The sequence below is a fragment of the Tabrizicola thermarum genome (genome assembly GCF_003574395.1).
Lineage (GTDB): Bacteria > Pseudomonadota > Alphaproteobacteria > Rhodobacterales > Rhodobacteraceae > Tabrizicola > Tabrizicola thermarum.
This window is the reverse complement of the sequence record NZ_QMJY01000076.1, coordinates 51,994-74,205: the sequence shown is the minus strand read 5'-3', so window position 1 is coordinate 74,205 and position 22,212 is coordinate 51,994. Positions and strand designations below refer to the sequence as shown.

General features: G+C 65.6%; 18 protein-coding genes and 1 tRNA gene. 11 read left to right on the top strand and 8 right to left on the bottom strand.

Features of this window, described 5'->3' with window-relative positions:
* The first annotated feature begins 178 nt into the window (after positions 1-178).
* From D5084_RS11645 to D5084_RS11620, 6 genes are all read left to right on the top strand, one after another.
* Positions 179-1,435, top strand: a complete 1,257-nt coding sequence (locus D5084_RS11645; RefSeq protein WP_354001223.1) for a tyrosine-type recombinase/integrase — start codon at positions 179-181, stop codon at positions 1,433-1,435.
* A gap of 166 nt (positions 1,436-1,601) precedes the next feature.
* On the top strand, positions 1,602-3,845 hold the full coding sequence (locus tag D5084_RS11640; protein WP_238382627.1) for a VapE domain-containing protein: 2,244 nt from the start codon (positions 1,602-1,604) through the stop codon (positions 3,843-3,845).
* A 293-nt stretch (positions 3,846-4,138) separates the two neighbouring features.
* On the top strand, positions 4,139-4,357 hold the full coding sequence (locus D5084_RS11635) for a hypothetical protein (protein ID WP_128515658.1): 219 nt from the start codon (positions 4,139-4,141) through the stop codon (positions 4,355-4,357).
* 56 nt (positions 4,358-4,413) lie between these two features.
* Entirely contained in the window at positions 4,414-5,358 is a 945-nt protein-coding gene (locus D5084_RS11630; protein WP_162302425.1) for a DUF3800 domain-containing protein, read from the top strand.
* A gap of 69 nt (positions 5,359-5,427) precedes the next feature.
* Positions 5,428-7,221: a site-specific DNA-methyltransferase gene (locus D5084_RS11625; protein WP_128515656.1), complete on the top strand. Its 1,794-nt coding sequence runs from the start codon at positions 5,428-5,430 to the stop codon at positions 7,219-7,221.
* Positions 7,222-9,819 (top strand): DEAD/DEAH box helicase, encoded by a 2,598-nt coding sequence (locus tag D5084_RS11620; protein ID WP_128515655.1) that lies wholly within the window; start codon positions 7,222-7,224, stop codon positions 9,817-9,819.
* A 1-nt stretch (position 9,820) separates the two neighbouring features.
* On the opposite strand, the gene D5084_RS11615 is transcribed toward D5084_RS11620, so the two are convergent.
* Complete coding sequence (locus D5084_RS11615; RefSeq protein ID WP_238382621.1) at positions 9,821-10,390, bottom strand: recombinase family protein; 570 nt, start codon at positions 10,388-10,390, stop codon at positions 9,821-9,823.
* Positions 10,391-11,171: 781 nt separating this feature from the next.
* On the opposite strand from D5084_RS11615, the gene D5084_RS11610 reads away from it, so the two are divergent.
* Complete coding sequence (locus tag D5084_RS11610; RefSeq protein WP_128515654.1) at positions 11,172-12,842, top strand: divergent polysaccharide deacetylase family protein; 1,671 nt, start codon at positions 11,172-11,174, stop codon at positions 12,840-12,842.
* A gap of 78 nt (positions 12,843-12,920) precedes the next feature.
* On the opposite strand, the gene trpE is transcribed toward D5084_RS11610, so the two are convergent.
* The 7 genes from trpE to fabI all read right to left on the bottom strand — a co-directional run bounded on the left by trpE (position 12,921) and on the right by fabI (position 20,073).
* Positions 12,921-14,429 carry an anthranilate synthase component I gene (gene trpE / locus D5084_RS11605; RefSeq protein ID WP_128515653.1) on the bottom strand — a complete coding sequence of 503 codons (1,509 nt, stop codon included), beginning with the start codon at positions 14,427-14,429 and terminating at the stop codon, positions 12,921-12,923.
* A complete protein-coding gene (locus tag D5084_RS11600) occupies positions 14,429-16,300 on the bottom strand; it encodes a peptidylprolyl isomerase (RefSeq protein ID WP_128515652.1) in 1,872 nt (623 codons plus the stop codon). The genes trpE and D5084_RS11600 overlap by 1 nt, the downstream gene beginning before the upstream one ends.
* A 97-nt stretch (positions 16,301-16,397) precedes the next feature.
* Positions 16,398-17,576: an aminotransferase gene (locus D5084_RS11595; protein WP_128515651.1), complete on the bottom strand. Its 1,179-nt coding sequence runs from the start codon at positions 17,574-17,576 to the stop codon at positions 16,398-16,400.
* A 22-nt stretch (positions 17,577-17,598) separates the two neighbouring features.
* Positions 17,599-18,087 carry a DUF2127 domain-containing protein gene (locus D5084_RS11590; protein WP_128515650.1) on the bottom strand — a complete coding sequence of 163 codons (489 nt, stop codon included), beginning with the start codon at positions 18,085-18,087 and terminating at the stop codon, positions 17,599-17,601.
* A gap of 6 nt (positions 18,088-18,093) precedes the next feature.
* On the bottom strand, positions 18,094-18,618 hold the full coding sequence (gene gpt / locus D5084_RS11585; RefSeq protein ID WP_128515649.1) for a xanthine phosphoribosyltransferase: 525 nt from the start codon (positions 18,616-18,618) through the stop codon (positions 18,094-18,096).
* A gap of 13 nt (positions 18,619-18,631) precedes the next feature.
* On the bottom strand, positions 18,632-19,246 hold the full coding sequence (locus D5084_RS11580; RefSeq protein WP_128515648.1) for a LysE family translocator: 615 nt from the start codon (positions 19,244-19,246) through the stop codon (positions 18,632-18,634).
* Positions 19,243-20,073: an enoyl-ACP reductase FabI gene (gene fabI / locus D5084_RS11575; RefSeq protein ID WP_128515647.1), complete on the bottom strand. Its 831-nt coding sequence runs from the start codon at positions 20,071-20,073 to the stop codon at positions 19,243-19,245. Before fabI ends, D5084_RS11580 begins: the two co-directional genes overlap by 4 nt.
* A gap of 119 nt (positions 20,074-20,192) precedes the next feature.
* Here fabI and pdxH point away from each other — a divergent pair, with 119 nt between their 5' ends.
* The 4 genes from pdxH (at position 20,193) to D5084_RS11555 (ending at position 22,176) form a co-directional block, all read left to right on the top strand.
* On the top strand, positions 20,193-20,795 hold the full coding sequence (gene pdxH, locus D5084_RS11570) for a pyridoxamine 5'-phosphate oxidase (protein WP_128515646.1): 603 nt from the start codon (positions 20,193-20,195) through the stop codon (positions 20,793-20,795).
* Between the two features lie 115 nt (positions 20,796-20,910).
* Positions 20,911-21,444 carry a cold-shock protein gene (locus tag D5084_RS11565; RefSeq protein WP_128515645.1) on the top strand — a complete coding sequence of 178 codons (534 nt, stop codon included), beginning with the start codon at positions 20,911-20,913 and terminating at the stop codon, positions 21,442-21,444.
* Positions 21,414-21,920, top strand: a complete 507-nt coding sequence (locus tag D5084_RS11560) for a DUF192 domain-containing protein (RefSeq protein WP_128515644.1) — start codon at positions 21,414-21,416, stop codon at positions 21,918-21,920. Before D5084_RS11565 ends, D5084_RS11560 begins: the two co-directional genes overlap by 31 nt.
* 179 nt (positions 21,921-22,099) lie before the next feature.
* Positions 22,100-22,176: transfer RNA gene (locus D5084_RS11555), tRNA-Pro, on the top strand.
* Positions 22,177-22,212 lie beyond the last annotated feature (36 nt).

Genomic DNA, 22,212 nt, shown 5'->3' with positions numbered 1-22,212 from the left:
GCGGATTGCAAATCCGTGTAGACCGGTTCGATTCCGGTACCCGCCTCCACTCCCCACTTTTTGATGGATTTCCTGCAATCTTCGCCAGAAGTGGCCGTTGATTTCATTGAGAAAATAGACGTAGGGCCATCTTCTGCGCGAAGATGGGCTGTGGCCACGCAACTTGTGTGGGTATCGAATGCGGGTATTCTCGGAACTGCCGATACCCACATACCCCGCAGGACCGATTCAGATGCCCCTCACAGATGCCGCCTGTCGTGGCGCGAAGCCCGATCCCTCTGGCAAACCACGGAAATTGCCGGACGGGGGCGGCCTCCTGCTGTTCGTCTCGCCATCGGGCGGCAGGCTGTGGAGAATGCGGTATAGGTTCGGCGGCAAGGAAAAGATGCTGTCCTTCGGGTCCTACCCGGACGTGAAGCTGGCCGATGCCCGCGCCCTGCGCGACAAGGCCAAGCGGGCGCTGGCAGAAGGCCGCGACCCTGGGGCCAATGCCAAGGCCGCGCTGTCCGCCCCTGCCGGGGACACCTTCGAAGCCGTGGCGCGAGAGTGGATCAGGGCGCAGGAAGCCACATGGTCCCCCGCCCACAGTGCCCGCACCCTATCACGCTTCCAGCGGGACGTTTTCCCGGCAATCGGCGCGATTGGGGTTGACGAAGTGACCGCCCCGCAAATCCTCGCCTTGCTGCGCAAGGTGGAGGACCGCGCCCCGGACGTTGCAGGCCGCATCCGCATGACCTGCGGCGCGATCCTGCGCTACGCCATCGCCACCGGCAGGGCATCCCGCGACCCGGCCGCAGACCTTCGTGGCGCGCTGCGCCCCACGCCCCGCGTGAAGCACATGGCCCGGATCGAAGCCGGGGAACTCTCGGGTTTCCTGTGGAAGCTGGCCCGCTATGACGGGGAACCGCAGACGCGCCATGCCATCGAATTCGTGATCCACACCTTCGTGAGGACCAACGAACTGAGGTTCGGGAAGTGGTCCGAGATTGACGGCGACGTGTGGCGGATACCGGGAACCCGCATGAAGATGGGCCGCGACCACATCGTGCCCCTGACCCGGCAGAGCCTTGCCATCCTGGCGAAGTTGAAGGCCATCGCAGGCGAATCCGAATGGATCGTGCCGGGCGGGCGGGTCGGCAAGCCGATCAGCGAGAACACCATGCTGTTCGGCATGTACCGCCTTGGGTATCACGGGCGGGCCACGATCCACGGATTTCGCGGCCTCGCGTCAACCGTCCTGAATGAAAGCGGGCTGTGGTCGGTGGATGCCATCGAAAAGCAACTTGCCCACGAGCCAAGAGACAAGGTGCGGCGCGCCTATAATGCGGCGCAATTATTACCAGAGCGGAAACGAATGCTGGAATGGTGGAGTAATTACATCGAAAGCGCCGCAAAAAAGTCAGAGACTGATTTATCCGACCTCTTGGGCAGTTAAGGACATGTCATGGCGCATCTTTCAAGGGGTGTGCTGCAAAAGACCCAAGCTGTAATTCAACTGCCATATCGCTCAAACTTTACGACCCTGCTAAAATGCAGGCATGAAGATTGCCCCGCAGCGGTCAAACTGGCGGGGCCTTCAATGAAAAACAAGCGTGGTCGATATGGAAGAATATACTGAATCGCGCCATTTGGCGCAAGTGCCTTTCAAGGTTCCCGAAACCGATCTAAGCGACGTTCTATTGTGGGAAATAAATCCCCATGCGTCTCAATACGTCCCAATGGATCAAGTCAACTGCGACCTGATCGCAGCGGGCGCATCGCTGCATTGGCTGCACGTCAAGGCGAAGAACCCGGTCGACGCGCGCTGGTCCGAACTGCCGAACCGCAGCGAATCAGACCTGCGCCACAGCTACCGGCCGGGCCTGAATATTGGCATTCGCCTTGGGCAGCCGTCGCAGATCGGCGGGGACTTCCTGCACCTGGTCGACCTCGACATACGGGACGCCAGCAAGGCCGGGGAAGCATGGGCGGCGCTTCTGGCCCTGTGGCCTGCCGCCAAGGGCTTCCCCTCTGTTGTGAGTGGCAGCGGCGGGGAGTCGCGGCATCTTTACTTCCTGTCCCCCGTGGCGATGCCCAAACGCAACCTTGCAAAATCACCCGACTTCATCACGATCGGCGGGAAGCGCAAGCGGGCATGGGAAATTGACCTCATGGGGACCGGCTCGCAAGCCGTCCTGCCGCCCTCGATCCACCCAGACACTGGGCAGCCCTATCGCTGGGAGCGCCCCTTGGAACTGGGTTTGGGCATGTGGATCGAACACCAGACGCTGGCACGTTTCGGGGCAGAAGCCTTGACCGGCGTAGCGGATGACGATGATGACCTTCTGTTCTTGGAGCAGGTGCAGGCAGCCAAGCCCCACGATCTGACGGCGGCGCAGGTTGCCGAAATTCTTGGCGGGTTGCCCGATGACTGGGTTGAAGATCGTGACCATTGGCTGACCACCGGCGCTGCCCTGCATCATCAATTTCAAGGACAACCGAAAGGCTTTGAAGTCTGGTGCGAGTGGTCAAAAGCATCTGCCAAGTTTGATCAGAAGGACGCAGCACGGGTCTGGAAATCCTTCAAGGGATCGAAAAACCCGGTCACGATTGCCACCCTGCGAAGGGCGGCGAAATGGTCAGAAACAGAAGGCGCTGACTATCACAGGTTCAAGAACGGTGAAATGAAGCCGACCCTGCACAATTCCATCTTGGTCTTGAGCAAGGTGAATCGGGATCGAGGCTATTCGATCCGCAAGAACGACATGACCGGGCAAGACGAATGGCACGGCAGGCCGATCAACGATGCCGATCTGGGCTTGCTGCGCGTGGCGATTGAACAGGCCGGAATGCACAATGTAGGGGCAGACCTTACCGCGGGCGCGGTTCGGGCGGTTGCCGAGTTGAACCGCTATCACCCGGTCAGGGATTGGCTGGAGTCGCTGCACCATGACGGCAAGCCGCGCCTTGACTCATGGCTGACCCGTTACCTTGGTGTCGACGCTTCACCCTATTCCCGTGCCGTGGGGCGCGCCTTCCTGGTCGCAATGGTGGCGCGCGTCATGAGGCCGGGCTGCAAGCACGATCATGTTCTTGTGCTGGGCGGGGCGCAGGGCATTGGCAAGTCAACTGCCTGCCGCATTCTGGGCGGTGACTGGGCGGGCGACAACATGCCCTCGATCCGCGACGGGGCGAGGGAAGCCGGGCTATACCTTCGCGGGCACTGGCTGGTGGAACTGGCCGAACTCGCCCCGTCCCGCAAGGCGGAACAGGAAGATTTGAAGGCCTTCCTGACCCGCGCCGCAGATGAAATCCGCGCCCCCTATGCACGCCGGGCTGACATTGTGCCGCGCCAGTGCGTCTTTGTGGGCACCACGAATGAAACCGCCTTCCTTCGGGATGCCAGCGGCGGGCGGCGCTACTGGCCTGTGACTTGTGGGGCGCGGATCGACACCGAAGGACTTGCGACAGATCGGGAACAGCTTTTCGCTGAGGCAGCCGCAGCCTTCCGTGCCGGGGAAGCCTGGCATCTGCCGCCCGAACTGGAACAATTGGCCAAGATTGAACAGGAAGCCGTCCGCGAAGAACATCCTTGGGATGAGCCTATCCGGCGCATTCTGTACGACTTGACCGAAGGCGACGGCTTTGACCGGCAGCCGAAGGACAGCGTGACGGTTGCCGAGGTGCTGACGCTTCTGCGCATCCCGATTGAAAAGCAGAACGGCACAAATGCAAAGCAGGTCGCGGGCACCTTGAGAATGCTGGGCTGGAAATCCAAGCATACCGGACGCGGCAACCGTTGGGTGCGGCCGCGATGCGGCAGGTTCCACCATCGCCCGCGACCGATCATCGCTTTTGCCGGGTGATCGGTTGCAGCGTGCTTGCCCCTTGGAAAGGTGAACCGAGTGAACCCGGCGTGAACGCGGGGAATGGGGCTTGGGTTCAGCATTTTAATACGCTTTTCCAGTGCCTTGCACCGGCAGCGAACCCAGTGAACCCATGCAGACCCACCAAAACCCTTGGCCATGGAACGGCAGCGGTGGGGCCGGAGGGGCGGGCTGCGCCTCTCGGGCGGCAATATAGGAAACGGGGGTTCAACAGGTTCACCGGGTTCACCATCGGGCGCAATCATGCCACCTGCACAGCGGAGTAGCGCACCATGACCTTCATCGAATACCTGCGCATGCCCCAGTCCTGGGAACCCGAATTTGTATCCTTCGTGACGGACGCGCTGGGCGACCGCAACATGCCCGACATTCGCACTTGGGCCGATCTGCGGGCCTATCTGAAACGGAAAGGCGACCGGGACGCCATGATTGCCGCGCGCTTTGTCTGGGGCTGCTACCAAGTCGCGCGGGATGATGAACCGCTGGTGTAACTTGACGATCCGGCGCAACCGAAAGATGCTCGGCCATCCCCACAGAGGGACCCGGTTTGGATTACCATTACACCCTGTTCATTGACGAGGCGGGCGACGACAAGGTTGAACGTCTTAAACCGGAAACCCCGGATGGAAACTCGAAATGGCTTTGCCTGGGCGGCTATCTGGTCCGGGCCGAGGCGGAACCCGATCTGGACCGGCGCAGGGATGAAATCCTGCGCGCCATCGGGCAGAAGCCGGGCGGGGTGCTGCATTTCCGCAACCTCAAACCCGCAAGCCGGGCGCTGGCTACGCAGACGCTGGCCAGCAAGGGCAATCCCGCGCGGGGCTTTGTCGTCTGTTCGCTCAAGCAGACCATGTTGAACCACCACAACCCCCGCGCGGCGGCGGCATCGGGCAATCCGCGCGACTATCTTTACAACTGGGTTGTGCGGCTGCTGCTGGAACGGGTGACGCATCATGTCGCCCGTCACGCCCAGCGCCACGGGATCGAAAGCCCCGCCCTGCGCATCGTCATGGCCAGCCGCAGGGGGCATCATTTCGGGCAATTCAAGGCCTATATCCAGCAAAAGATCAATCAGGCCACGGCGGGCACCACTTGGCTGGATACGCGCGACATCGACCCGGCCGTGCTGCGCTACAGCCTGATCGACCGCGCCCCGGCGTCAGACCTTGCCGGGTTGCAACTGGCCGATGTGCTGGTCAGCGCGTTCTTCCAGTCGATCGAGCAAGCCTCGCCCCACCATGCCGACAAGGTGGCGCTGCACCTGCGCCCACTCATGGCCGAGCGCAGGACGACGAGTGGACGCCAGACACGGCGGGATGGCGAGGGGGTGACGTTCTTTCCCCCCTTGCAGGCGGTGCATCTGCTGACGCCCGCTCAGGCCGTATTCTTTGAACATTTCGGCTATGACATGGGCTGGCTGAAATCCCGCAAGGCGCAAAAGGCCGCGCAGACTTTCACCCAAGCGCAACGCCTGTGGTCGCGCGGGGCTTGAGGGTTTCGGCTTGCCGAGCGGCGGCGGGAAATGGTCTAAGGGGGCAAAGACGGCACAGGGGGGCGGGCGATGACGGAACTGGTGTTCAAGGGCAAGGAATTCGTGTGGAATCACCACCTTGCCGTGCCGTTCCGGCCGCTGGTGATGCATCCCGACAAGGGCATCGGCGCGCCGCGGCTGGACGGCAACCTGATCGTGCAGGGCGACAACCTGCATGCGCTGAAGGCGCTGTTGCCGATGTATGCGGGGCGGGTGGACTGCATCTTCATCGACCCGCCCTACAATACGGGGAATGAGGGCTGGGCCTACAACGACGCCGTGAACGCGCCGATGATCCGCGAATGGCTGGACGCCAACCCCATCGGCATCGAGGACGGCCTGCGCCACGACAAATGGTGCGCGATGATGTGGCCAAGGCTGCGGTTGCTGCATGAGTTGCTTGCGGAGTGGGGAAGTATCTGGATCACGCTTGACGATAACGAGGCGCATCGCGCGAAAATCCTGCTGGATGAAATATTCGGCGAGGGTGCTTTTGTTGCAAATATGGTGTGGCAGAAGCGGTATGTTGCAAACGTGACGGCACTTCATCTTTCTGACATGCACGACCATGTTCTTGTATACGCCAAGAACCCGGCAGAATTCACTTTGGGAAAAATCGGCAGGACGGAGGCACAGGCGGCCGACTACAAAAACCCAGACAATGACCCGCGCGGTCCTTGGCGCGCTCAGGATCTGTCTGCAAGTAAGCCGTATAAAGCAGGCATTTTCACAATAACGGGTCCTGATGGAACCACATTTGATCCTCCACCAAACCGATATTGGCGGATGAACCGCGAACAATACGAAAAGTGGCTTTCGGAGGGGCGTATCAGCTTTGGTGTGACGGGGAAAGGAAGGCCGATGTTGAAGCGGTTCCTGACAGAAGCACAAGACGGCCTCACGCCTGTTACATGGTGGACCCATGATTTTGCTGGCCACAATAAAGAAGCAACGCTGGAGATGAAGGACATTTTCGACGGCGCATCCCCATTCGACACACCGAAGCCAAAGCGGCTAATTTCTCGAATACTCGAATTGATTGGCGACGACGAGGCGCTTGTCCTCGACTCCTTCGCCGGGTCCGGCACCACGGCCCATGCCGTTCTTGAAGCCAACAGGCGCGACGGCGGCAACCGGCGCTTCATTCTGGTGGAGATGGAGGATTATGCCGACCGGCTGACGGCCGAGCGGGTGCGGCGGGTGATCAACGGCTATGCCTTTACCGGCACGCAGCGCACCGAACTTCTGCGCGAAAGCCTGACCTGGACCAAGCTGCAACGCGCCGACCGGCTGACCGAACAGGTGGAAAAGATCGAAAACCTGCACGGCCACGAGTATGACCGCATCACCAAGCAGGTGAAGGACGGCGAACTGATCGTCACCGGCGAAAAGACTGTGGCGGACCGGGCCGAGGGGCTGGGCGGCGAATTCACCTATTGCACCCTGGGCGCGCCGGTGGAACTCGACGCGATCCTGCAAGGCGCGGACCTGCCGTCCTTCCCGGCCCTTGCGGGCGTGCTGTTCCACATGGCGACCTCGCAGCCGCTGGACCCTGCACAGATGGACGAGGGGCGCGGCTATGTCGGCCACGCGGGCGGCGCGCATGTCTGGCTGATCTACCGCCCCGATCTGGACTGGCTGAAATCCCCCGCCGCCGCGCTGACGCTGAGTTACGCGCGGGAAAGGGCGGCCGAACACCCCGGCGACCGGCACCTTGTCTTTGCGCCGGCGCGGCATGTGAGCCAGCGCCTCCTGGATGCCGAAGGACTGGCGGTGGAGTTTGTCCCCCTGCCCTTTGCGCTTTACCGGGTGGAGCGGGTCTGAATGCGCACGCTCGACTATCAGCAACGGGTGCTGGACACGCTGGATGCCTGGCTGACGGAACTCAAGGCGCGCAAGGCCGAGGCGGATCAGGTCGAGGCGCTGCGCGCCGCGAACCCCGGCCTGCCGATCCCCGCGCTGGATTTCACCGAAACCGCCTGGGCCAACCTGCGCGCGGCGGGGCGCTTGCCAGCCTCGCGCGCGGGCATCCCCTTTTCCCCGCGCCGCGACGGGATCGGGCGGCCGGTGCCCAATGCCACGCTGAAGGTGCCCACGGGCGGCGGCAAGACCTGGCTGGCGGTCAATGCCGTCAGCCGGATCATGGGGCGGTATCTGGGCAGGAACTCCGGGTTCGTGCTGTGGATCGTGCCGAACGAGGCGATCTATTCGCAGACGCTGAAGCACCTGAAGGACCGCCAGCACCCCTATCGGCAGGCGCTCGACCGCGCGGCGGCGGGGCGCGTCAAGGTGATGGAAAAGGGCGACCGGCTGGACGCGCGGGATGTGGCGGCGAACCTCTGCGTCATGGTGCTGATGTTGCAGGCGGCGAACCGGCAGACGCAGGAAACGCTGCGCATGTTCCGCGACCGGGGCGACGTGCACGGGTTCTTTCCGCCCGAGGGCGATCAGGCGGCGCATGCCCGCGAACTGGCGGCCGTGCCGAACCTGGACGGCTACACCGGCATGTTCCCGATGTTGAAGGACTCGCTTGGCAATGCCTTGCGCAAGATCAGGCCGGTTGTGGTGCTGGACGAGGGGCAGAAGGCCACGTCCGAACTGGCGCATGACACGCTTTACGGGTTCAACCCGATCTTCGTGCTGGAACTGACCGCCACGCCCAAGGATGTGCGCACCCGCGCCGGGGGGACGCGGCACGCGAACCTGCTGGTGGAGGTGACGGGGCGCGAGTTGCACGCCGAGGACATGATCAAGATGCCGCTGAACCTGGACCCGCGGCAGGGCGCGGACTGGCGCGGCACGCTGACGGCGGCGCTGGGGCGGCTCAATGCCTTGCAGGCCGAGGCGCTAGCCTATGGGGCGGACAAGGGCGCGCTGGGCCATATCCGCCCGATCATGCTGGTGCAGGTGGAACGCACCGGCAAGGATCAGCGCGACGGGCTGCACATCCATGCCGAGGACGTGAAGGAATGGCTTCTTGCGGCGGGGCTGGACGCGGCCGAGGTGGCGATCAAGACCGCCGAACAGAACGACCTGACGCAGCCCGAGAACCTGGACCTTCTGTCGCCCACCAACCGGGTGCGGGTGATCGTGACAAAGGCCGCGCTGCAAGAGGGCTGGGATTGCCCTTTTGCCTATGTGCTGTGTTCGCTGGCCGCGGCCTCGAACCTGTCGGCCATGACGCAGCTTGTGGGCCGCATCCTGCGCCAGCCGCATGCGCTGAAAACCGGCGTGGCGGCGCTGGACGAATGCTATGTGGTCACGCATCACGCAGGCACGCGCGAGGTGGTGGAGGCGATCAAGGCCGGGCTGGAAAAGGACGGGTTGGCCGATCTGGTGATCGAGGTGCCGCAGGGCGGGGCCGCGCCCAACCCCGGCACGGCGCGGCGGGTGGAGCGGCGGGCGGACTTCCGCAACCTGCAAATCTACCTGCCGCGGGTGCTGCGGGTGGAAGGCGGCGCAGTGCGCGACCTCGATTACGAGACCGACGTTCTGGCCTCGATCGACTGGCGCGATTTCTCCCCTGCCGCCGTGGGGACCGAGATACCGGACAACCCGGCGCAGGTGGCCGCCCAGTTGCAGCGCATCGCCCTGACCGATGCCGGGGCGGATGAGTATTTCCGGGGCGAGGCGGTGGCGGCGGCGGCGGAAACCCTGCGCTTCGATCCGACCTATGCGGTGCGGGTGATCTCCGATCTGGTGCCCAACCCCTTCGTCGCGCGCGGGATCGTCGCGGACCTGGTGGCGGGGCTGGAAGCACGCGGCTTCGATGCGGCCAAGCTGGGCGCGGCATCGGGCGTCATCATCGACCGGCTGCGGCTGGCCCTGACCAAGGAACGCGATGCGCGGGCCGAAGCCCTGTTCCGCGCGGCGGTCAAGGCGGGCGACATTCAATTCCGCCTGCGCCTCGACGGTCACAACTGGCCGATGCCCGACCACATGCTGACCCTGGAGGCGGCGAATGCGCCGCATCTGACGGGTGGCGACGGCGGTGCGCTGACCCGCAGCCTGTTTTCCCCGGTGTTCCGCAACGAATTGAACGGGCAGGAACAGAACGTGGCGGTGCATCTGGACGGGGACGCCACGGTGAAGTGGTGGCATCGCAACGTGGCCAAGGCAGGCTATGGCATGGGCCTGCAAGGCTGGAAGCGCGGGCGTATCTACCCGGACTTCATCTTTGCCACGGGCGGCAACGCAGGCGCTGGGCGGATCGTGGTGCTGGAGACCAAGGGCGACCACCTGCAAAACCCCGACACCGATTACAAGCGCGACGTGCTGGACTTCCTGACGCAGAACTTCTCCTGGGATCAGGCCGTGCCAGCCGGGCAGCTACAGATTGCGATGACCGGCGAGACGGTGGAATGCGCGCTGGTGCTGATGGAGGACATTCCGGCACGGCTACCGGCGCTTCTGGCGCGGTGACTCAAGACGCCTCTTTCAGGTAGCGATAGACGCTGGACCGCGCCACGCCCAGCGCCTTGGCAATGGCCGTGGGGGTCATGCCTTTCGCGCGCAGGGCGTTCACCTTCTCGCCTTCTATCGTCGCTGGCCTGCCTTTGAAGGGGGAGTCTGCGCCCTTGGCCAGCGCCGCGTCAATGCCTTCGCGCTGACGCGCCTTTCGGATTTCGGTTTCGAACTCTGCCACGGCGGACAGCATGGTGAAGAACATGCGCCCTTCCGGCGTCGTGGTATCAATCGCCTGTTCCAAGACCCGCAGGCCGACGCCCTTTGTCGTCAGGACATGGGCGATGTTGTGCAAGTCGCGGGTGGAGCGTGCCAGCCGGTCAAGGCGCGTCACAACAAGCGTGTCTCCCTTGCGAATGCCGCGCGTCAGAAGATCGTCCAGCGCCTGCCTGCCTTCGCGCTTCGTCCCGCTGGCCTTCTCGCTATAAAGGTGTTCGTCGCTGACACCTGCCGCCTTCAACGCGGCAAGCTGCACGTCCAGCTTCTGCCCGACCGACGAAACCCGCGCATACCCGATCAACTCGCCCACATCCGCCTCCTTGTGTCCCGTTAGACTGTCCGATTAATGGCTATCGTCCGAAAATTGATTCCACAAGTCTATTCGGACACTTTCGGGCAACTTTCGAGCGTCCCGCCCGAGTATACTCAAATCGGACGCCCTGCCGCTCTGATGGGCTACAAAGGAAGATAGAACAGGACGCATCTTCGCCTGTGCCCCATCCTGGCTTCGGGTCCTTCCGGGGGTGGGGGTGCGCTGGGCGGGGACGCCGACCCGCGAAGATCGCGCGATTTCAATTTTCGGGCAGCAAGATTGGCCCCAGCAATGCGAAAATTTTGCACAGGCTGACCAGTATCGGATCAGGGCACCCGCAGGGGTGGCAGATGGACAGGGACCCATGATCGCCCCCAGCCCAGCGCGCGCGGCGTGACAGAAGATCGGCTGTGGTCTATCTTGTGGCGGGCCGAACCTGTGTCGGCAGGGCAACAGGGCACGAAAATAGCGCACAGTCCATCTGAATCGTGGGTATACTCGGGGGTAGACGCGCAGCGTTTCCGTTTGATTTCAAAGGTCTACCAGAGCGGTACCCGCCTCCACTTCCCCGCCCCGTCCCGTCACCGGCGCAGCTCTGCCGCAGGGGCCGCGCAAGATGTTGACGGCGGTGCGAAAAGGGGTGAAGGCTGCGCAACCGCAGGCTATACTGTCCGCAGATCAGAAAGCAGGACGCCGGACGAACCGGCGGGCCGGTCCGGGAAGGCGCCTGCAAGACGGCACTGTCCGGATCGCATCGGGGCAAGAGCAGGAGGCACAGGTGGTCGGCAAGTTCCTACTCGGCATGGCGTCAGGCGGCCTTCTGGTCGCGGGCGGTCTTGTGATCGGATCGGCAGTCGCCCCGCTGACGCCCGCCAATGACCCTGCGCCGGTCAGGGTCGCGGCCGATGGCCAGATCACCGCACCCAAGCCGACCACGGCGGATGCCGGGGCACCCGTCCCGGCCGAGGCGACGACGACCGGCACGCCGGCCGTCGAACCGGCCGCCGGGACCGCGCCGCAGCCGGACCCCGAACCGCAAGCCTCCGCGCCCCTCACCGAGGCCCGGCCCGAACCCGTTGCCGAAGCGGCCAGCGTCCCCCAGCCGGACCTTGCCGCCGCCGAAACCGCCCCGCCGGTCCCCGAACCTCCCGCAGCCGAGGTCGGCGAAGCCGCGGCCCCCGCCCCGGACGAAGTCCCGGCCCCCGAGGCGGCAGCGGCTCCGGCCCCCCTTGCCGACACCGCCGCCGATGCACCGGCCGCCGCCCCCGCTGCGGCCGCAGCGCCCGAGCCAGCCGCCGAACCGATGGCCGATCCCGTCGCGCCCGAAGCGATGGCGGACGCGGCTCCCGAACCGGCGGCAGACGGGCCAGCCGAACCTGCTCCGGTCGTGACGCCGGACCCGACGCCCGCGCCGGGTTCAGAGCCGGCTCCGCCCGCCCTCGAGGCCCCCGCAGAACCTGCACCCGCGCCCGAACCGGCCCCCGAAACGGCCCCCGAACCCGCGCCGCCCGTCGCTGACGCGACGCCCGCCCCTGCGACACCCGAGCCCGAGGCCATGGGCAACGGCGCAGACCTGCCGGGCTCCGTGGCCGAGGGGATGCCGGGAACCGCCGACGGGACCAGCCCTGCCGCGAGGATCGAAACGGGCAAGGGATCTACCCTCGCGCCTGCGCCGGGCCTGATCGGCAAGGATCAGGGCGTGGTCATCCGCCGTGGCAACACCGCAGAACCGGCCCCCGTGCCCGAGGCAGACCCTGCCCGGGCGCCGCTCGATCCGCGCCCGATTGCCCAGTTCGCCGCCAGTTTCGAGAACACCGAGGCCAAGCCTCCCATGGCCATCGTCCTGATCGACCCGGGCACTCCCGACCTTGACCGCGCCGGGCTTGCCGCCCTGCCCTTCCCGGTCAGCTTTGCGCTCGACCCGCTGGACCCCGCCACGCCCGAGCGCGCGGCGATCTACCGGGCGGCGGGGCACGAGGTGGTGATGCTTGTCACCGGCATCGCCGATGGCGCCCAGCCTGCCGATGTCGAGGTCGCCTTCCAGTCGATGGAACAGGGCCTGCCCGAAGCCGTGGCCGTGATGGATCTGGCCGATCCCGCCTTCCAGAACAACCGCGGTCTTGCAAGTGCCGTGGTGCCGATCCTCAAGGCGCAGGGTCGGGGGCTGCTGACCCGCGACGAAGGGCTGAATGCCGCCGACCAGATCGCCCGGCGCGAGGATCTGGAGGCCGCCACGGTGTTCCGCGATCTGGACGTCGCCGGGGGCGACAAGGTGGCGCTTCGCCGGCTCCTGGACCGCGCGGTGTTCAAGGCGGGGCAGGACGGCCGGGTCAGCGTCGTCGGCACCGCCACGCCGGAAACGGTGGCGGCGCTGCTGGAATGGACGGTCGAGGGCAAGGCCGCGACGGTGGCCCTGGCGCCGGTGACGGCGGTGATGAAAGTCGACTGAGACCCGCGCGTCGCCGGACTTCGTGCCTCCTCGCTGACCGCCTGCCGAGGCGGAGCCGAAGGCGGACGAGGAGTCCCGTCAGCCGTTCCCACGTCCGGCAAAGCGTCCCGCATCCTCGGCCGCGCGGCGCAAGGCGTTGGATTTGTTGACGGTTTCCTGATACTCGGCCTCGGGGTCGCTGTCGAAGACCACCCCACCCCCGGCCTGGATATACAGCGTCTCGTCCTTCAGCACCGCCGTGCGCAAGGCGATGCAGAAGTCCATCTCGCCATTGGCGGCGAAATATCCGACCCCGCCACCATAGACCCCGCGCTTTTCGGGCTCCAGCTCGTCGATGATCTCCATCGCGCGGACCTTCGGCGCGCCCGAGACGGTGCCTGCGGGCAGGCCCGCAAGAAGGGCCGACAGGGCATCCTCGCCCTCCGCGATCTCGCCCACCACATTCGACACGATGTGCATGACATGGCTGTAGCGTTCGATGACGAAGGTTTCGGTCGGGCGCACGGTGCCGACCTTTGCCACCCGGCCCACGTCGTTGCGGCCGAGGTCGAGAAGCATCAGATGCTCGGCCCGTTCCTTGGGATCGGCCAGAAGGTCCGCCTCCAGCGCGCGGTCCTCCTCGGGCGTGGCGCCGCGCTTGCGGGTGCCGGCGATGGGGCGGACGGTGACTTCGCCGTCGCGCAGACGGACCAGGATTTCGGGGCTCGCGCCGATCACCTGAAAGCCGCCGAAGTTGAAGAAGAACATGAAGGGCGACGGATTGGTGCGCCGCAGCGAGCGATAAAGGGCGAAGGGCGGCAGGGTGAACTTCTGCGCCCAGCGTTGCGAGGGTACGACCTGGAAGATATCACCCGCGCGGATATACTCCTTGGCCTTCTCGACCGCGGCCTTGTAGCCCTCGTGCGTGAAGTTCGAGGTCGCGGGACCCACCGGCGCGCTCTCGCCCAGGTCGCGCGCGGCCGAAGGGGCGCGGTCCAGATCGCGCAGCGCATCCATCACCCGTTCGGCGGCCTGCGCATAGGCCGCGCGGGCAGAGAGGCCCGAGGCGACCCAGGCAGGCGCGACCACCGTCACCTCGCCCTTCACGCCATCCAGCACCGCCACCACCGAGGGCCGGATCAGTTCGGCATCGGGCAGGCCCAGGGGGTCGGGGTTCACGTCCGGCAGATGTTCGACCAGCCGGATCATGTCATAGCCGAGATAGCCGAACAGCCCCGCCGCGACGGCGGGCAGGCCTTCGGGCATCTCGATCCGGCATTCGGCCAGAAGGTCGCGCAGGGTCTGCAAGGGGTGGTCGGGCAGATCGGTGAAGGCCTGCCGGTCGAACCGCGCCTCGCGGTTGATGAAGGCCCGCGTGCCGCGGCATTGCCAGACAAGGTCGGGCTTCATGCCGACGATGGAATAGCGCCCGCGCACCTCGCCGCCGGTCACCGATTCCAGCATGAACGTGTCGGCGCGCGCATCGCCCAGCTTCAGCATCAGGCTGACCGGCGTGTCCAGATCGGCCGCCAGCCGCGCCCAGACGATCTGGTTCTTCCCGGCGGTCCAGCCCGCCTCGAATTCGGCAAAACCCGGCGACAGCTGCATCAGGGCAGGCTCGCGTGGACGGCGTTGATCGCGGCCTGATCCAGCGTGATCCCGGCCTCGGCGGTCAGCGCAGTCGTGAAGGCGGCAAAGGCGTCGCTGGCGATGGCCTTCCGCGCCTGTTCGGCCAGAGCCTCCTGCATCGCCTGGGCATCCTCGCCCTCGGTCGGGGCGGGCAGGATCCGGTCAAGCTGCACGACCGCAATGAAATCCGGGCCCTCGACCACCTGGACCGCGCCTTCGGCCATCCGGAAGACCTCCGGCAAAAGCGTATCGGGCACATTCTCGACAAAGCCGTTGCGCGCGATCTCGGGCGTCACATCGACGATGCCGAAGCTGCCCAGCGAGGCGCCGCCTTCGACCGCTGCCTTGACCTCGATCGCGCGGGCCGACAGCGCCTTGGCCAGCGCCTCCTTGCGCCAGTCCTCGGCCACCTGATCCCGCGCCTCATCGAACGGGATCGGCGCTGCGGGCACGATCTCGTCCAGCCGCAGCGCGACGACCCCGCCGTCCTCCAGCACGATCGCCTCGGAGAAATCCCCGGCCTTCACCTCCTCGGCCGCCTTGCGGAAGGCGGGGTAGCCCTCGATCGCCGCGTCGCCCTGCCGACCGGGGACGAAGTCCAGCGTCGCAAGCTGCATCCCGGTCTCCTTGGCCAGGTCTTCCAGCGTCGCCCCACCGGCCAGAAGATCGTCGATCTCTTCGACCTTGGCCGCGATCAGGCGCCGGGCGGCATCGGTCTGGAACTCGATGGCCAGCGTGTCGCGGGCTTCCTCGAAGGTGGTTTCCTCGGCGGCCAGAACCGACACCACCCGGAACAGCGCCGGGCCAAGATCGGTTGCCAGCGGGCCGACCACATCGCCCTCGGCTGCGGCAAAGACCGCCTCGCCCGCGCTGCCCAGTTCGGCCTTGGTGACATCGCCCTGGTCGATGTCGTCCAGCGTCAGGCCCCGCTCGGCCACCAGAGCGTCAAAGGCCTTGCCGCCGTCCAGTTCGGCCCGCGCCGCATCTGCCGCCGCCTGATCGGGATAGACCAGCCGTTCGACGATCCGGCGTTCGGGGATCACGAATTCGGCGATCCGCTTCTGATAGAGATCCTTCAGCATCGCCTCGTCCACCGGCTGATCCTTGGCAATCGCCTCGGGCAAGAGCGCCGCATAGCTGATCCGCTTGGCTTCGGGCCTGGTGAAACGGTCGATATGCGCATCGTAATGCGCCTTCAGCTCGGCCTCGGTCGGCGTGGCCAGCGGTGCGGGCAGATCGGCCTCGGTCAGCCGCAACATGGAAAACCCGCGTCGTTCGCCGGCCCAGGCATAGATCGTGTCGATCATCGCCTTCGGCGCGACAAAGCCACCGGCCACCGCGCCCTGCAACAGCTCGCGGCTCATGTCGCGGCGCAGGTCGGCCTCGAACTGGGCCTCGGTCAGATTGTTGCGGTTCAGCGTATAGCGGTAGGCCTCGCGGTCAAAGCTGCCCGAGGCGCCCTTGAAGCTGTCCATCCCCATCAACTCGGTCGCCACGACCGCGTCGCCCACGGAAATGCCGATCCGGCGCGCTTCGTTGTCAAGCGCGGCGCGGGCGATGACCGATTGCAGCACCTGCTGGTCGATCCCCAGCGCGCGCGCCTCTTGCAGCGTCAGCTGCTTGCCGAACTGCTGCGACAGGGCGGCGATCTGCTGTTGCAGGGCCCGGGCATAGTCGTCCGTGCCGATGTCGATCTCGCCGACGCTGCCGACTTTCTTCACCCCGCCCGAAAAGCTGGTCACGCCAAAGCCGCCAAGGCCCAGGACCAGCATGCCCAGCAGCACCCAGACCGCCGCTTCCTGCGCCTTGCCGCGGGGACGTTTGCCTTCTTCGGTCGGGGTCTTGGCCATGGCTCTGCCTTCGGGATGGTTCGATCAGGTGAATAGTGGGAAGGCCCGTGGGGGGCAAGGTCAAGATCATGCGGCCCGCAGGCGGGTCACGGCTCTGTCAGGGCCGGAACGCCGCCAGCCTGCGGATCACCTCGGCAATGCCCTTGGTGTCCACATTGGCAAAGGCGATGCGGATCTGGCGCTTGCCGGCCTCTGACCCTTCGGGCTGGAACATCGTCCCCGGCAGCATCAAAAGCGAGGCCTCGGTCACCAGCCGCTTGCACAGCACGTCCGAGGCCATGGCGAAGGGATGCTCGACATAGGCGAAGTATGCGCCACAGCCCAGAAGCGTCCAATCCGGCAGCGACTTGAACCCTTCCACCATCGCGGCGCGGCGGGCGAGGATTTCGTCGCGTTCGCCCGCGACCCACTGGCCCAGGTTGCGCATCCCCCACAAGGCCCCGATCTGGCCCAGCTGGCTGGGGCAGATCGCCACGGTGTCGAGGAACTTCTCCACCTCGGCCAGCCGTGCCTCGCTGGCGACGATGGCACCCACCCGGTGCCCGGTCAGCCGGTAGGCCTTGGAAAAGCTGTAAAGCTGGATCAGCGTATCGGCCCAGTCCGGGTCGGCGAACAGGTCATGCGGCGCCCCCGACCGGCTGTCGAAATCGCGGTAGGTCTCGTCCACGATCAGCGCAAGGCCCCGCGCGCGGCAGAGGTCGCGGAAAGCGGCCAGCGTCTCGGCCGGATATTCCACGCCGCCGGGGTTGTTCGGGCTGACCAGCACGATGGCGCGCGTCCGGTCGGTGACAAGCCGCGCCGCCGCCTCGGCCGAAGGGATCAGCGTCGGCCCGGTGTCCAGCGGCACCGTCCTGACCGCGGCCATGTCAAGCCACATCTTGTGATTGAAATACCACGGCGTCGGCAGGATCACCTCGTCGCCCGCGCCTGCCAGCGTCGCCATCACCGTGCAGAAGGCCTGGTTGCAGCCCTGGGTGATCGCCACCTGAGACGGCGATACGGACCCGCCATAGCTGGCCGACCATTGGGCAGCGATCTCCTCGCGCAGGGCGGTCAGGCCCAGGACCGGGCCGTAAAGATGCGCCTGCGGATCGTTCAGCGCCGCCTCGGCCAGCGCCTGACGCAGGCTCAAAGGCGGGCTGTCCACCGGCGCCGCCTGGCTGACATTGATGAGCGGCTGGTCGGCGGGAAAGCTGACCCCCGCGATCCAGCGCCGCGCCTCCATCACCGGGGGGGGTTCGGTCGCGGCAAAGGCGGGGTTCAGGGGCAGGGTCATTGCAGGCGTCCTTCCGGTGATCTCAGGCGGCGGCACTCCGCACGCGCAGCGCCCGCCATTCCTGCCAGACAAGACCGATCATCACCAGATCGAATACTGCCAGCACAAGAAGGAAGGGCGATCCGGCATGGACGAACTCGTAAAGCTGGTAGGCCACGAACCCAGCCAGAACCCCCATCGACGCCGGATAGGCCCAGACCACCTTGCGCCACAGCAAAAGCACCATGGTCAGCTTCAAGCCGCCATGCGCCAGAAGGTACAGCGCGTAGAAATGCTGCGTCGGCACCGGGAACTGCTGCATGGCCCGCAGGGTCCAGGTCGCCAGCGTGTCGGTCGGGTCCTCGGCAATCTCGAAATGCGTGACCCAATAGACGAAACGGGCAACCAGCCGGTTCGGGGTCAGCAAAAGCCCAAGCCCAGCCAGCGCCTCGGAAAAGGTCAGCAGCCCCTTGATCGCAAGGCTGATCTCGAACAGCCAATGCAGCAGCCGGTCACGGCTCTGGCGCAACATCGGGCGTCAGTCCGCCCCGCGCATCGGCTGGACATATTGCAGCGCCATGTCCCAGGGGAAGAAGATCCAGGTGTCCTGGCTGACGCTGGTAATATAGGTGTCGGCCTGCTTTTCGCCCTCGGGCTTGGCGTAGACGCAGGCGAAATGCGCGCGCGGATACATCTTGCGGATCAGCTCCAGCGTCTTGCCGCTGTCGACCAGGTCATCGACGATCAGCACGCCCGAGCCATCGCCCATCACGTCCGGGTTCGGCGCCTTGATGACCTGCGCCTCGCGGCGCTGGTCGGCCTTGCCGCCGCCGGAATGATAGGACTTCACGCTGATGGAATCGACGACCCGGATGTCCAGCTCGCGGCTGACGATCATCGCAGGCACCAGCCCGCCGCGCGTGATCCCGACCACGGCCTTCCAGGTCCCCCCCTCGCCCGGTCCCTTGCCGTCCAGCCGCCAGGCCAGCGCCCGGGCATCGCGATGGATCTGGTCCCAACTGACGTGAAACCCCTTTTCGTGCGGCAGGCGTTCGGCGGGCATCGGACTTTACCTCTCAGGTGGCGACGATCTTCACGCCCAGCAGGGCCAGCGCGGCCCCGAAGCAGCGGTCGATCACGGTTTTCAGACTGATATAGGCCGCCCGCGTGCGGTCCATCGAGAAGATGCGGGCGACAAGGCTGTTCCAGGCGGTCTCGGCGACCAGGATGACCGCGATCAGGCAGGCCAGCACCCAGACCGGGGTGCCGGGGCCGATCGTGCCCAGGAAGATCGAGGAATACATCACCACGGCCTTCGGATTCGACAGGTTGGTCCACAGCCCCAGCCGGAACGCGCCAAGGGAGGAGCGCGGCACGGGCCGGGTGTCCTCGGCGATGAACGGCGCTTTCGCGTCGCGCCACAGGTGCCAGGCCATCCACATCAGATAGGCCGCCCCGCCGATCTTCAGCGCCCAGAGCAGCGAGGGCACCGCGTCGAAGATCAGGTGCAGCCCGAACATCGCCGCCAGGGCCCAGATCACCGCCCCGCAGGCAATGCCAAGCGCCAGCATCACCCCGGTGCGGAACCCTTCGCCAAGGCCAGTGCGCGCCGACATCAGCACCGCCGGTCCGGGAGAGATCACGGCGAACAGCACCAGCCCGACAAAGACCGAAAAGCCCGCAAGCGTCATGGCCCGCCGTCCTTCCGGCCCGTCACCAGGTCGATGTCCGGCGCCTCTATCGCCTTCATGCCGACCACATGATAGCCCGCATCGACATGCAGGTTCTCGCCCGTGGTCCCGCTGCCCAGATCGGACAACAGATACAGCGCCGCCTTGCCGACCTCTTCCTGCGTCACGTTGCGCCGCAGGGGCGAGTTCAGTTCGTTCCACTTCATGATATAGCGGAAATCGCCGATCCCGCTGGCCGCCAGCGTCTTGATCGGCCCGGCGCTGATCGCATTGACGCGGATACCATCCTTGCCCAGATCCTCGGCCAGATACTTGACCGAGGCCTCCAGCCCCGCCTTCGCCACGCCCATCACGTTGTAATGCGGCATGACCTTCTCGGCCCCGTAATAGGTCAGCGTCAGCAGGCTGCCCCCGGCGGGCATCATCGCCGCCGCGCGCTGACAGACGGCCGTGAAGGAATAGACCGAGATGTCCATCGCCAGCGCGAACCCCGCGCGGCTGGTGTCCACATAGCGGCCGCGCAGCTCGTTCTTGTCGGCGAACCCGATGGCGTGGACCAGAAAGTCCAGCTGCCCCCACTCGGCCTTCAGCGCCGCAAACAGCGCGTCGATGCTGGCGTCGCTGGCCACGTCGCACTCGAACAGCTTCGGCACGCCCAGGCTTTCCGCCAGGGGCTCCACCCGCTTTTTCAGCTGCTCGCCCTGATAGGAAAACGCCAGCTCCGCCCCCTGCGCCGCCACCGCCTGCGCGATGCCCCAGGCAATCGACTTGTCGTTGGCAAGGCCCATGATCAGCCCGCGTTTGCCCTGCATCAGTCCAGTTGACATTCCCGGCCCCTCGCCCACTTTTCGTTGACACCGACGTGTAGGCGAAGCGCGGCCTTCCTTCAAGGCAGGTCCTCCGCCTGCGGCAAGCGTCCCCCGACTGCACACCTGAAGGAGTATCCATGGACCGGACCGGCATTTTCGCAGGCAGCGACCCGTTCGCGATCGCGCGCGCCTGGCTGACCGAGGCCGAGGCGTCAGAGCCGAACGACCCCAATGCCATCGCTCTGGCCACGGTCGATCCCGAAGGCATGCCCAACGTCCGCATGGTCCTGCTCAAGGAAATCGAGGCGGACGCCTTCGTCTTCTACACCAATTACGGCTCGGCCAAGGGGCAGGAGATCGCAGCCTCGGGCAAGGCGGCTTTCGTGCTGCACTGGAAGTCGCTGCGCCGCCAGATCCGGGTGCGGGGCAGCGTGACGCGCGAGGATGGCCCAAAGGCGGATGCCTATTTCGCCAGCCGCAGCCTGAAATCGCGCCTTGGCGCCTGGGCCAGCCAGCAGTCGCAGCCGCTCAGCTCGCGCGAGGCGCTGTTGGCCGAGGCGGCAAAGATGGCCATCGCCAAAGGCCCGAATCCGCCCCGCCCGCCCTACTGGGGCGGCTTCCGCATCCATCCGGTCGAGATCGAGTTCTGGGCCGACGGAGCATTCCGGTTGCATGACCGTTTCAGGTGGCGCAGAACTGACCCGACGAAACCCTGGGAGATCACGCGTCTGAACCCGTGAGTTCAAACCTTTGGGTCAGTTTTTACTAACCGGTTGTTGAATTGCCCTTGATCCCGGCCGACGATTTCCGCCATCTGTGCGGCTGGGGGCTCATTCTGGGGAGAAGGCTCTGTCGATGACGGATAAAGAAGAGGTCATGCAGATCGTGCATGGTCGGGTTAAGTGGTTTGATCCATCCAAGGGTTTCGGTTTCATCGTTTCCGATCAGACGGATGCGGACATATTGTTGCACGCCAATGTTCTTCGGAACTTCGGCCAGGGCTCGGTCGCCGATGGCGCCGGGATCGACGTGCGTATCCAGCGCACCCAAAGGGGTGTCCAGGCTGTGGAGGTGCTTGGCATTGAACCGCCCGAAGGCACCGCCCTCGCGTTCGGCGAGGATGCGGCCCAGATGGTCGGCGAAGACATCCTTCTCTTGCCGCTCGAGCCTGCCCGGGTCAAATGGTACGACAAGGGCAAGGGCTTCGGCTTTGCCAATGTCTTCGGCCGCGCCGAGGATGTCTTCGTCCATGCCGAGGTGCTGCGGGTGTCGGGCTTTGCCGACCTGACCGCGGGCGAGGCCGTGGCCCTGCGGATCATCGAAGGTCGTCGCGGGCGGATGGCGGTGCAGGTCGTGTCATGGGAAGCCGCCAACCGGACGAAATCGTGACCGGACTGCGCCGTGCCCTTGCGCTGGTCCTGCTGCTTGTCCCGGGCAGCGCCTGGGCCGACGCCGCCTGCTCGCCCGGCCGGATCGACATCCGCTGGCCAGAGGGGCGCGAGAACTTTGTCGTCGAAGTGGCCGACGACACCGCCGAACGGGCCCGGGGGCTGATGTTCCGCAAGACGATGCCGTTGTCGCAGGGGATGCTGTTCGTCTACGAGTCGCCACGTCAGGCCAGCTTCTGGATGAAGAACACGCTGATCCCGCTCGACATGATCTTTGCCGATGCGACCGGAACCGTGACGCGGGTCCATGCCAATGCGATCCCCGGCGACCTGACCCCGATCGACGGCGGCGACGGCGTGATGTTCGTGCTGGAAATCAATGGCGGCCTCGCGGGAAAGCTGGGGATCGCTCCCGGCGCCGTCCTGCGCCATCCGGCGATCCCGGCCGCAACCGCCGCCTGGCCCTGCGACCCCTAGCCGTCGGCCCTGCGCAGTCTTGCGGGCCAAGGTCGCCGGGATGGCCAGGCCCTGCCCGACCCGTCCGGCCCTGCCTGCCGCCGCGACCGCTGGTCTTCCGTTTTCCACCCGAAGGCGCCATGCGGCGGCGAACAGGAAGGCTTTTCATTCCCGACCGATCCCGCTAAACGGTCCGCAGTCGGGGCGTAGCGCAGCCTGGTAGCGCGACGGTTTTGGGTACCGTAGGTCGAGAGTTCGAATCCCTCCGCCCCGACCACCTTTCCTTTGCAAAGTCGGACCGACACGCGCTGAA